This is a genomic window from Lysinibacillus telephonicus (genome assembly GCF_039654155.1).
In the GTDB taxonomy this organism is placed as follows: domain Bacteria; phylum Bacillota; class Bacilli; order Bacillales_A; family Planococcaceae; genus Ureibacillus; species Ureibacillus telephonicus.
Map to the genome: position 1 here is coordinate 2,156,813 of NZ_CP155468.1, position 13,115 is coordinate 2,169,927.

A 13,115-nucleotide genomic window follows, 5' to 3' on the forward strand; every position below is an offset into this window, starting at 1 on the left:
TAAATTGTGGGTTGATTTTATATATTACACCTTATAAAATTGAGAAAATTACAAATTTATAACAAATGCAAGTAATGGTGGTTGTTATGAGCTACTGATTGATGAAAACATGTCATTAAACACTCAAACTCGCCGAATGAGTGAAAAGTTGAAAATTTAGTGTTAGACATTGACATCCGTAATCGGTCATAGAATGGATTTACCTTAATAGCAAATCAACTAGTGACTGCCACGGAGGTGAAATGCTATCGTCTCTTATGAGATGATAGCTTTTTTAAATTTAACATTTGATTGGATAAGGAGGTTTTTTTATGGGAACAGTTTATTCACATTTACTTCCAAAACATGAGGAATTTATAAGAAAACAACGGATATTTTTCGTAGGTTCAGCACCGCTATCTTCAGACGGTCATGTTAACATTTCACCAAAGGGTCATGATGTATTAAGAATTTTTTCTCCCAATGAGGTAGCTTACTTAGATTTGACAGGTAGTGGAAATGAAACAAGTGCACATTTAAAAGATAACAGTAGAATTACTTTTATGTTCTTAGCTTTTGAAGGACCTCCTATGATTTTACGGCTTTATGGAAAAGGAAACGTTATACTACCTGGTACACCAGAATGGGATAATATGGCTAAACATTTTGACATTCTTCCTGGTTCTCGTCAAATTATTCATGCAAAGATTGAAACAGTAAAAACATCCTGCGGGTTTAGTGTACCGTTTTACTCATATGATGGTGAACGAGATACTCTTCAACAATGGGCTCACAATAAAAGTGAACAAGACTTAGAGGATTATCGAAAAAAGAAAAATTCAATAAGTATGGATGGCATAGTTACACCGATTGGAGAAAGTTTTGGAAACATCAATAAGATTAAAGAATCCTAGTTGTATTAACAACAGCAAGGATAATTAAAAAACCTGTTCCAATTGCTGCTACTAAATAGGTTGTTGGATTTCTTTGATACTGGTAATTCTGAATTTTGTAGCACCGAATGACTTGATCTTCCAATCGAACATTACTGTGACTATAAAAAGTTTTCCGATATCAATGAGTAGAAATACCAGAGTTAGACCTTGAAAATCTTCCATAAACATGTCAATAGTTATACTATAATCAACCTTGAGTTAAATAGAATAATAAACAGCGCGTTGGTTCAATTCAATGCGCTGTTCTGGTTTTATTGTAAATCTCTGCAATAATATACTATAAGATTTGATATTAAAAGGTGTAATAATTAGATATAACATAAAGAGGAGTGTTATATCTTGGATATTACATCTTTTATTATATATTGTTTTATTGTCACATTTACACCGGGACCAACCAATATAGTTATTTTATCCACGGTACATAATTATGGTGCAAAAAAAGCAATGGAATACACGTACGGAGCAACAATTGCCTTCGGTTTATTACTTTCCATCTCTGCGCAATGTTGAATACGGTCATGATAACATTTATACCAAAAATCATATTTGGTATGCAATTAATTGGAACAATGTATATGTTATATCTTTCTTATCAAATTTACAGAATGGATACATCAGAATCATCAACTGACAACAAAACAGGAACATTACTGTCGGGTTTTTTTATGCAATTTCTAAACCCAAAGGTTGTACTATTTACAATCACGGTTATTCCTAGCTTTGTTTTGCCCAATTATACTGACGCGCCAGCTGTAACCATTAGTGTTATAGTGATAACAATCATTGGATTTTTTGCATTCATAACGTGGGTTCTATTCGGTACAATTTTCAAGCATTTTTTACAAAAGCACAAAAAAATTGTAAATGTCATCATGGCATTAGGTTTAGTTTATGCCACAATCATGATATGGATATAAGAGAAGGTTTTAAGAGGTGAATTAGATGGATAAATTTATCTATAAGAAATCTGCTGGTATTACTGCATTATCAGCAAGTATTACTGATTTTAAGTATAAAAGGCACGCTCACCAAGAATATGCAATTGGTGTAACCTTGCGTGGTATACAACACTATCACTTGGATGGCAGCCTACAATTATCCTATCAAAATGGTGTAATGCTTTTCAATCCTGAACAGACGCATGACGGAATGGCACATGATGAGAGTGGCCTTGATTATGTGATGCTATATATTGATCCCCAATTGTTTTTAGATATTACTGGAAAAAAAGATATCGTACGTTTTTCAACTCCTATTGTGTACGATCGTGCTCTAGAACAAAAAATATTAAATCTTTCTAATGCAATATTTAATGAAAAGGATGAGTCTCTATGTAGTGAGTTACTTATATCACTTACCGATAGTCTTATTCGATCAACTATTTCTACAAACAATAAAAACCATAACGCCCTAGTAAGAAAAGCTAAGGATATGCTGCATTCTAACTTAGAGAGCGTCCTTAAACTAGATGAGATTAGTAAAGAACTGAATTTATCAAAATTCCAGTTTATTAGATTATTTAAAGCTCAAACGGGAATAACACCCTATCAATACTATCTTAACTGCAAGATTGAAAGAGCAAAACGGTTAATCGAGAAGAATCGAGATATTTATTCAGCAGTAGCAGAGTGCGGTTTTGTTGATTTAACTCATCTAAATAAACATTTTAAAAGTGTTTATGGAACGACTGCTTTTGAATATATGTCGAATTTAACTTGAGGATATATAACTGGATAAATTGTAGATTGTTAAAAAAATTGTTGAACAGTTTCATTTAAAGTAACGGGTGCGTTGATCCAACGAGGATTTAACGCTTTTTTTGCTGAACAAAACAGAATAGTTTAAATATACCATTTGTGTAACCTTTAACCACTATTTTCGTTAAACTTAATATAGAGGTGGGATAATGATGAAGTTACTTCTCTAATTTTGAAGTTGGTTACAGCAAATTTTGGGCACATTTGGTAAAAAGTGAAAGTATACCTTGTTTTATGCGATAACATATAAAAAGTAACTGCGTTAATGTTAGTAGATATTTTTATTATATTTAAGCTCTCAATCGATGTTTTTTAGTTTATTGGTCACTTTATTACCGCATTATAGAAAAGCTCTTCTTTATATCCTGTCTGCACTCTTTTTCTTCAAACTGTGAATTGGAAACTTAAATATAACAAATTGTAACCTTTTGTAATTTAGTCCGTATATAGAGTAGAAAATAAATCAGGGAATGTCGTGATTATAAATTTCACAATATTAGCTGCTATTTTTTTGTTGCTTTATTACATAAAACATTAAGGCAAAGAAAAACAGTCTTTTTACTACATACTTATAAGTGCGCTATGTAAAAGGATTAGTTTGGAAACTTCCACTTTTGTTATTGTAAATGATCAAAATCGTAAAAATTATGAAAAGGAGTGAAATCATGGGACAAAAACAAAAAAACATGCGGAATCCATTTCTCTCTCTTATTCTTTCTACAAAAATTCCAAAGATCCCACTAGCGATTGGACTTATTGCCAGCCTTATTACGACAATTGCAGGGCTTTCTATTCCATTATTAACAAGAGAGATGGTAGATGGATTTTCAATTGAATCTTTAAACAGCTTCCTAATTTTTGTGATTATACTTGTTTTTATTATACAAGCAGTTATCGATGGCATCTCTATTTATGCATTAACATACGTTGGTCAGAAAATGGTTGCTCGGCTACGTGAAAGATTATGGAATCAACTACTTCACTTACCGGTTCATTATTTTGATAAAAATACAAGTGGAGAAACTGTCAGTCGTGTTGTAAATGATACTGGTGTACTAAAAGACTTAATTTCACAGCACTTCCCTCAATTTATTGGTGGAATCATTACCATTATAGGTTCTGTCATCATTTTGTTTATTATGGACTGGAAAATGACCCTATTAATGTTTATTGCTATTCCAATAACGGTTTTATTTATGGTTCCACTTGGAAGTAGGATGTCCAAAATATCGCGCAACTTACAGGATGAAACAGCCAGTTTTACGGCAAACGTTCAACAAACCCTTAGTGAAATTAGACTAATGAAGGCTTCAAATGCGGAAAAAACGGAACAACAAAAAGGATTAAGTGGAATTGAAAAACTGTTTACATATGGATTAAGGGAAGGGAGAATTTTCTCTCTAATTGGTCCACTTATGTATCTTGTCGTCATGGTTGTTATTGTCATTTTATTAGGTTACGGAGGAATCCGGGTAGCTGATGGTTCGATGACAACTGGATCACTTGTTGCTTTTTTGCTTTATCTTTTTCAAATCATTTATCCTATTACATCTTTTACAATGTTTTTCACTCAACTGCAGAAGGCAAAGGGAGCAACGGAACGAATTATTGAAATTTTAGAGTTAAACGCAGAACCGGGTCAAAATGGGAAAGACATGGACATTTCTAATAAAGGAATTCATGTTGTTGATGTCTCCTTCTCCTATAATGAAGAAGAACCCGTTTTAAATAATTTGTCCTTTGAAGTAGAACCTGGAACGATGGTTGCTTTTGCAGGACCAAGTGGTGGAGGTAAATCAACAATGTTTGCCCTTCTCGAACGTTTTTATGAACCGACTTCTGGGGAAATTTTAATCGGAAATACTCCTATTCGAGAGCTATCCTTGTCAAGCTGGAGAAAACAAATTGGCTATGTTTCACAAGATAGCCCAATGATGGTAGGAACGATACGTGAAAATCTTTGTTATGGTTTAGAAGACAGTGAAAATATAGATGATGATCGCCTATGGGAAGTTGCAAAAATGGCTTATGCAGAACAATTTATTAAGGAATTTCCAAATGGACTTGATACAGAAGTTGGGGAGCGGGGAATTAAGCTATCAGGTGGTCAGCGGCAGCGAATTGCTATTGCTCGGGCATTCCTAAGAGATCCTAAAATCTTATTGATGGATGAGGCAACCGCAAGTTTGGACAGCCAGTCTGAGGGATTCGTACAAGATGCCTTAGAGCGGTTAATGGAAGGAAGAACAACATTTATAATAGCACATCGTCTATCAACAATTGTAAGTGCAAATAAAATCATCTTTATTGAAAAAGGGCAAATAACAGGAGAAGGTACACATCAGCAACTTGTAAAAACACATTCCCTCTATAGAGAATTTGCAGAACAACAATTAACATAAAAAATTAATGGTCAATTTCACTTCTGTAGACGTGATATAAAGAATTTCTTCTGAAAGATTTTAATCGGTAAATAGAGAGTAATTTTCCGAGGATAATAGCAGGAGTTTATTATCGATTTAGATTGTGTCTCATTCTAAAAATTTAAACAATGAATAAGCGATCAATAATTTGAAACTTTTTCCATTTTTCTTCGTTAAACTTTTTAGTTATGTAAAATAAAGCTAAAAAGTGGGGAGAAGCATGTTGAAAAAGGTAATAATACCACTTATTTATGTTGGTGAATGGATTCTATATTTTTATGTTCTCCTATTAGTCTTATCTTATAATTTCATTAATTTAGCCAACGTTATTTATGTTGATACGCCTGGGGAAGTTCCAATTACTATCACAACTTCAATATCAGCTTTTATTCAGTCACTATTGCTAGTGATAGGTCTTTGTGCAATTTGTTTTTTGTATACGAAGTATTTTACAGGTAATGGATTTTTTAAGCTTATCAAAGTATATGCTTGGGGTATTTTATTCGCATTAAATTCGGTAAGCTGTTTTGGTTATTTCTTAATTTGGTATGGATTTGACGGTTTTGATATGCGAAATACCGAACTGGCATTGTTGTTATTGATTATTTTAGTTAGTGTAACTCTTACAATGCACATCATTACGAGAACAGATAAATAATTTGATTAGTCAATAGGGAGTTACTGTTAAAGAAGTATAAAATGTCAAAAAGGAGAATTTTATAATGAGTAGACCTGAGTTATTTGTTACTTTAGCAGTAGGGGAAAACTGTGATATGTCTGCATTTGCTCTTCGTTCATCACTTGAATATTTCGGGGCAAAAGTTAATGTACATTGGATAGGTAGACCAAATGATTTAATCGATATTCTTTCAGGTTCCTATTTAGATAATCCATGCGACTATCTAATATTAGATTTTCACGGTGATGAGGGACGTCTTTATATGACGGAATTGGATAGTGAAGTTTATGAGCCAGATGAACCTCGTGGGAAGTTTTTTGATTATCATCAAGTAAGGAAATATACAAAATTAAAGAATATAAATGTTATCGCCAATGGGTGTACATTAGGAGATGAAAATTTAGCAAAAGCTTTTCTCGATTGCGGTTGTAAATCTTACATTGGACCTAACGATTATATCGATGGAAATTCCGCATTAATGTTTTTAATTGCGTTTATGTATGAAGTGATTAATAACAAGAAAAGTCAAAAAGAAGCATTTGAAATTGCAAAATCCATTGATGACGAAACTAGATTGTATAGATTGTATTTAAATGAATCGGACAAGAATAGATAATGAGGGTGCTCTAAGCAGCCCTTTTCTTGTTCTTATGGGTTATATTTGGATATATGGAAATTTGAAATAATTAACTTTTTTCTTCGTATATAAATAAGAAGAAAAACTATAAGGTTAAATAAAAAGGAGATTCTGATGAGTTTTAAAGAAGAATTTAAACGAGAGATGCGTAATATCAAAAATGATGCAGCGAAAGAAGTTGATAAATATTGGGCCATTGATTTTCAAGGTTATAAAATAGAGATTCATAATAAAATGCTTGAAGAAACAGTAAAAGTTGATGGTCGGATTGTTGCTAGCAACACACGTCAGTCCATTTGGTCACACTTGATGCCTTATTCTACATTGTCGGGTACATTTCAAACAGAAGACGGTAAGCACCATAAAGTATTTGTGAAAATAGGTGGATTAGTCCGTTTAAATATTGTAGTTAAAGTCGATGGACGCGTTATATTCAAAGAAGCAATAACTCTTGAATTTTTGCCATGGTCAAATAAAGAATTTATTGTTCCGTATCTCGAGCAGCAAATAAAAGAACATCATAAAATTATTAATACAGATTTGCCTGACGATGCTTATTTAGTAGATGAAAACCACCCAAAACTGGCTCCTGGCTTATCTGATCAATTAGTTTCCGAAGGGGTGACTCCATTTTTTACGAAAAAGCTCCTCAAATTATTTATGGAGCAAGTAGAAAATCCAACAACTCAAACAAGAAAAGCGACCTATGAGAAAATCAAAGAAGAGAAAGTAATCAGTTATTTCCACGAACTTCTTGAGCTATTTGTTCTGGAGGAAATAGATGAACAACGGGTGCAGCAAGAAGCTATTTGGCTACTTGAACACGCAGCACATCGAGAAGTAGTGAAATTTGCCATAATAATTTTAGGGTGCACAGATTGTGAAAGTATGAAGGAACGCGTGAAAATACTTGCTTTACATGAAGAATTTACTGGAGTTGCTCTTTTTGCATTAAAAAATGGGACAAGCAACTCGAATGATTCAATTTGGCAAATTGCGAAGTCTGTAAGCGGTTGGGGTAAAATTGAGGCGATTAACTTTTTGGAACCCAATACGGAGGAAATTCGGCTTTGGATTTTAACGGAAGGTACAAAAAATAATGCGATGAACCATTATTCTTCCCTTATTTGTGCTGAAAAAGGGAAACTTGATATTATGCTGCATGAGTCAGAAATCTCAAAAGAGTTATTTATCGGTGCCGGTGAAATTATTTTAGGCTTACTAGGGGAAGTTACACATCAAGCAATTGATGAATACGAATATTCTGGACAGGTACTTATGCGTTATACATATCATGCGAAAACACATTGTAGTGGGCTCGAACATTTTTATATACTAACTCGTATTGCTAAATATATGAGCGAAGATGAGGAAACATGGAATGAACGATATGCAACAAATTGGAAGCCTCATGAACGACAGGCTGTAAAAGAGGCAATTTTAGAAATTGCTAAAGATCCAATTTGGATACAACAGACATCGTCAATACTTCATTCTGGAAATAAGAAAGATACACATGCATTAGCGATTGCCCAGTATTATAAACTGGATATTACAGAGCTTTTGTTTGAAAAACTAAAAAACGACCCAAATAATTTAGATTATCATATGGCTATTATTGCCACAAAAGATCGAAAGGCAATTGAAGCATTAGTGACATTTATGGATCGTTTTGAATCATTCGAAAAATTAACAGAAGATGAACATTTTATTATTATTTCTTTACTAGAGGCATTAGGGGAATATGAAGGGACGGGGCTTCATTTTATTGAAAAATGTTTACGTTCAGATGATTCGAGTTTCCAATACTTCGCTTTAAATACACTAGAAAAACAAGATAAAAGACATTGGGATCGGCCGGACTTTATCGATGTAATCCAAAAAATCGCAAATAAGTCGAAAGAGAAAGAAAACCGCCAACTAGCAAAGAATTTACTTTCATAATGCAGCAGGGGAACACCCGAGGGATTATGAACATAATCTTTTATTTTTAGTGAAAGAGGAGGATTACAATGAAACGAAAACCTCGCCCAACAGATCATTATGATGAAAATCTTATCCACATTGATGAACATATTTGTGCTTTATTAAAGCTAAGAAAGGGCCTTTCAAATAACCCTGGAATTCCATCTGATGATGTTATCTCTGAGTGGGCTTTAAAATATGAGCTATATGAAGACTTTTTATATCAGTTGTTCGGAACTATGAAATATGAAAATTTATTTAAATCTCGAATTGAACCTACAGGATTTAGAAAGAATCTATCAGTTTTAAAATCTGTTGAAGTTGGTGAACGTATATATACTGTTACTGTTATTAAACAGTATGAAAATGCAAGTGTAATACAACTTCATATCGATTGGGATGAGCCAGATGATTCATCAATAGATTTAATTAGTAAATGTCGAAATAGTAATTTTGAATTGTTTATAAGCGAGGAATACGATTGTCGAAAAGGTAGAGCAGGGGGACGGCAGGGTTATTATTCATATAGTTTTATTGTTACACCACCGTTGCCTGATGAAATTTCAGGTTTTGATTTTGTATTTAAGGAATATAATGATAATTTAAAGGAAAAACCAACAGACCTTGAGATTGTAATGTGCTTAGAATAATTTCAATAACAGGGATTTGTACTAAAAAGAATTATGTACAAAGAAAGGATGAAACATCCAATGACTATTGATTTAAATAGTAAGTATACTTCAGCAAAAATATACACAAATAATCCATTGCCAAGCGCAATTGAACAAATTAAAGAGTTAATCGAGCAACCCTTTATGGAAGGAACAAAAGTTAGAATAATGCCTGATTATCATGCAGGAAAAGGCTGTGTAATTGGAACAACTATTAAATTAAATGGCAAAGTAGTGCCTAATTTAGTTGGGGTAGATGTTGGGTGTGGAGTGCTAGTTTCAAAGATTAATAAAAACGATATTGATTTTCAAAAATTGGATAACACTATAAGAAATTATGTGCCAAGTGGAGCAGACCTACACAGTTCCTATCAACCTCTTAAAGATATTCATGAGTTTACTGCAGACAAATTTATTGCTAATGGATTGAGTGATGACTTAACTAATCTCTCTTTAGGAACACTAGGAGGTGGAAATCATTTCATTGAGGTAGCAAAAGATGACAATGAAAATTACTATTTATTAATTCACACAGGTTCACGCTATTTAGGTGCAAAAGTTGCAAAATACCATCAAAAGAAAGCAATTGAAAATCTGAAAAATGCAGATGTAAAAGAGATAATTGTCAAACTTAAACAAGAGGGAAGAGATCGTGAAATTCAAAATGAGATTCTTAATTTCAAATTACAGAATCCAAGAATTCCAAATGACTTAGCGTATTTAGAAGACAGTGCTTTCGATGATTATATTCACGATATGAGGATTGCTCAAAACTACGCTAAAAGAAATAGAGAAACGATTTCAAGCATTATATCCGCTCATATGAATTGGGATTTTGAAGAACAGTTTGATACGATTCATAATTATATTGAAACAGAAACAATGACTTTAAGGAAAGGTGCAGTTCGTGCTAATAAGGGGGAACAATTAGTTATTCCGATGAACATGAAAGATGGCTCTTTGTTATGTATCGGTAAAGGGAATTCAGATTGGAATTATTCTGCACCACATGGAGCAGGAAGATTATTCTCACGTACACAAGCAATGAAAAATTTAACGATGGAAGAATATAAAAATTCTATGGTTGATGTTTGGACTACATCTGTAACCGAAGAAACCCTTGACGAAGCACCAATGGCATATAAACCAATGACGGAGATCATCGACAATGTTAAGAATACAGTAGATATTATGAAAATTATTAAGCCTGTTTATAATTTCAAAGCAAGTGACAAATTCAGGAGATAATAATAGAGGTGCTGGGTAATTAACCTATCGTCTCTATACATAAAGTAATAACATAATAGTAGTACATTTAAAGAACATTAGACAAAATTACATAAAACAATTCAAAGAACGTTATCTGTTGTGATATACAAATTTAATACTGCACCATATTTCCTTTTATCTGCACCTTTAAAATTTAAAATTGTACTGCTCTTTCTGAAAACAAGTTCTGCTGCGTGTTAATTATCTTATTTACAATGACATTCCCGTACTTCTATTGAAAATTCACGAAATATTTCGTGAATAATTTTTCTGCATTTTATATCTCAAAATGAGATGATATTGTGCTAATCTAGAGATAGGTTTGTAATGTAAATAAAATATAAATGTAACGTACATTTATTTGATTAGACCGAGAAATGGAGACTTGTATTATGGTAATGACAGAATTTCGTATTGAAAAAGATTTTTTAGGAGAAAAGGAAATACCAAAGGATGCTTATTATGGAGTTCAAACGATGCGGGCTGTTGAAAACTTTCCCATTACTGGTTATCGAATTCATCCTGAACTTATTAAATCTTTGGGAATCGTGAAAAAAGCTGCAGCATTAGCAAATATGGAAGCTGACATGTTAAAGAAAGAAATTGGGCAATTCATTCTTCAAGCCTGTGATGAAGTGATTACTGGAAAATGGAATGACCAATTTATTGTCGATCCGATTCAAGGTGGTGCAGGCACATCCATCAATATGAATGCAAACGAAGTCATTGCAAATCGTGCGCTTGAACTAATGGGAGAAGAAAAGGGAAATTATCAAGTTATAAGCCCTAATAGCCATGTCAATATGTCGCAATCAACAAATGATGCTTTCCCAACCGCAACCCATATCGCAGTACTTAGCTTAATGAACCAATTACTTGAATCAGCTAAAAAAATGCAAAATGCATTTGTTTTGAAAGCGAAAGAGTTTGCTGGTGTTATAAAAATGGGACGTACACACCTTCAAGATGCAGTTCCTATTCTACTTGGGCAAGAGTTTGAGGCGTATGCTAGAGTGATTTCTCGTGACATTGATCGAATGTCACTATCAATCCAACATTTATATGAAGTGAATATGGGTGCAACGGCTGTTGGTACAGGTTTAAATGCAGATCCAACATATATTGATGCGGTTGTTCAAAATCTTAATGAATTAAGTGGGTTGCCTTTAAGTCGTGCAGAACATTTGGTGGATGCAACTCAAAATACGGATTGCTATACAGAAGTATCTGCAACGCTAAAAGTTTGTATGATCAATATGTCAAAAATCGCAAACGATTTACGTTTAATGGCTTCTGGACCACGTGATGGATTATTTGAAATTATGCTTCCAGCTCGTCAACCAGGTTCATCAATAATGCCTGGCAAGGTAAATCCGGTTATGGCGGAAGTAGTAAACCAAGTTGCTTTTCAAGTAATGGGGAATGATTTAACGATCTCACAAGCTTCTGAAGCAGGTCAATTTGAATTAAATGTAATGGAACCAGTCCTATTCTATAATTTAATTCAATCAATTTCGATCATGAACAATGTATTTACTGTATTTACAGAGAAATGTGTGCTAGGAATTAAAGCAAATGCAGAACACTTAAAACAATATGTGGAACAAAGTGTTGGGATTATCACTGCTGTAAACCCTCATATCGGATATGAACTTGCTGCACAGATTGCAAAAGAGGCAATAGCAACAGGGGCATCTGTACGTGAGCTTTGCATTAAGTCAGGCGCGTTAACTGCAGAACAATTAGATAAAATATTAGATCCTTACGAAATGACACACCCAGGCATTGCTGGTGGCAGATCTTTAATAAATAAGTAAGTTTACGAGTATGAGAGTTAAATCAAACAAGCATTAAGGGATAGAACTTTTTATATGCATAATTGAAACTAAGGCAGATTGCCAAAAAATTACCTTTATTTTGGATTTGGAACAGGTTACTACCACCAACTCATCATAAAGGTTTTTTTATTTGAAAAATATATTAACAGATAACTCATGTTTATTTTTATTGATTGCATTGAGTTACTTCAATTCGACTTTATTAGTGCGAATTTGTAAAGAGATAGGGGATGAGGAAAATGAAGACCTTTCTTTTCGGCATTGTAGGTGTGCTCATAGGAGTAATAGTTGTGAGTTTCATTCGCAATGGTCGAATAGATTGGGGAATAGTGGGTATTTTAATTGCCTTAATTATAATAGCATTGATTTTTAGATTAGGTTTGAATTTATATAAAAAATAGAAATTGCTGCTGAACACGGGCGCAATACTTAAATAGCTAAAGATGGAGTGGGGGTCAATACAATGAAGTATTTAATAGGTCTGTATATTGTTGTGGCAATAATTGTATTTGTTAATCTGACAAGTGTATTTATCCTTAAAGATAATTATTCAGCAATTGCAAGTTGGTTAATAGTCTTCTTATTTCTCCTAGGAACCATCTTTTTTGTGAATGCAAAATTTTATTTTTCTAAGAAGTAATAAAAGGTATTGTTTATTTATATAACGCATTCCTGAAGGAAATTGGGATCTCTTTATGGTTATTATTTTTTACTATACTTCCGTACTCATTTTAGTGAGTACGGTGTTTTTTTTTCTTCATATATATTATTTCTGCCTTGAACTTTTCCTTCCATCTAGTACTACTCACCTTACCGTCATGAATTAAGACTTTACAATCTCTAAACTTTCATCTTCTAAGATTACTACAAGAATCTTCTAATAAGAGTCTATTAGGCATATTAAATTTTAGATGACTATTATTTTATATAGAGGTAGT

The 13,115-nt window shown here is 33.1% G+C and carries 9 protein-coding genes and 1 pseudogene; all 10 read left to right on the plus strand.

What is annotated here, in order from left to right; all coding sequences use genetic code 11:
* Window positions 1-311: 311 nt before the first annotated feature.
* The 10 genes and pseudogenes from MKY04_RS10250 to aspA all read left to right on the plus strand — a co-directional run bounded on the left by MKY04_RS10250 (window position 312) and on the right by aspA (window position 12,156).
* Window positions 312-893, plus strand: a complete 582-nt coding sequence (locus MKY04_RS10250) for a pyridoxamine 5'-phosphate oxidase family protein (protein ID WP_126295903.1) — start codon at window positions 312-314, stop codon at window positions 891-893.
* 381 nt (window positions 894-1,274) lie between these two features.
* Window positions 1,275-1,855 (plus strand): annotated as a pseudogene (locus MKY04_RS10255) (LysE family translocator).
* 25 nt (window positions 1,856-1,880) lie between these two features.
* Window positions 1,881-2,657, plus strand: coding sequence for an AraC family transcriptional regulator (locus tag MKY04_RS10260; RefSeq protein WP_346235816.1), 777 nt, complete (start codon window positions 1,881-1,883; stop codon window positions 2,655-2,657).
* A 703-nt stretch (window positions 2,658-3,360) separates the two neighbouring features.
* Window positions 3,361-5,097, plus strand: coding sequence for an ABC transporter ATP-binding protein (locus MKY04_RS10265; protein WP_126295905.1), 1,737 nt, complete (start codon window positions 3,361-3,363; stop codon window positions 5,095-5,097).
* Between the two features lie 244 nt (window positions 5,098-5,341).
* Complete coding sequence (locus tag MKY04_RS10270) at window positions 5,342-5,776, plus strand: hypothetical protein (RefSeq protein WP_126295906.1); 435 nt, start codon at window positions 5,342-5,344, stop codon at window positions 5,774-5,776.
* Between the two features lie 64 nt (window positions 5,777-5,840).
* Window positions 5,841-6,413 carry a delta-aminolevulinic acid dehydratase gene (locus MKY04_RS10275; RefSeq protein WP_126295907.1) on the plus strand — a complete coding sequence of 191 codons (573 nt, stop codon included), beginning with the start codon at window positions 5,841-5,843 and terminating at the stop codon, window positions 6,411-6,413.
* A 135-nt stretch (window positions 6,414-6,548) separates the two neighbouring features.
* A complete protein-coding gene (locus tag MKY04_RS10280) occupies window positions 6,549-8,378 on the plus strand; it encodes a hypothetical protein (RefSeq protein ID WP_346235817.1) in 1,830 nt (609 codons plus the stop codon).
* Between the two features lie 68 nt (window positions 8,379-8,446).
* Window positions 8,447-9,049: a hypothetical protein gene (locus MKY04_RS10285; protein WP_346235818.1), complete on the plus strand. Its 603-nt coding sequence runs from the start codon at window positions 8,447-8,449 to the stop codon at window positions 9,047-9,049.
* A gap of 60 nt (window positions 9,050-9,109) precedes the next feature.
* Window positions 9,110-10,318 (plus strand): RtcB family protein, encoded by a 1,209-nt coding sequence (locus MKY04_RS10290; protein WP_126295912.1) that lies wholly within the window; start codon window positions 9,110-9,112, stop codon window positions 10,316-10,318.
* A gap of 419 nt (window positions 10,319-10,737) precedes the next feature.
* The gene (gene aspA, locus MKY04_RS10295) at window positions 10,738-12,156 is read left to right on the plus strand and encodes an aspartate ammonia-lyase (RefSeq protein WP_421664586.1); all 1,419 of its coding nucleotides are present in this window, start codon (window positions 10,738-10,740) and stop codon (window positions 12,154-12,156) included.
* Window positions 12,157-13,115 lie beyond the last annotated feature (959 nt).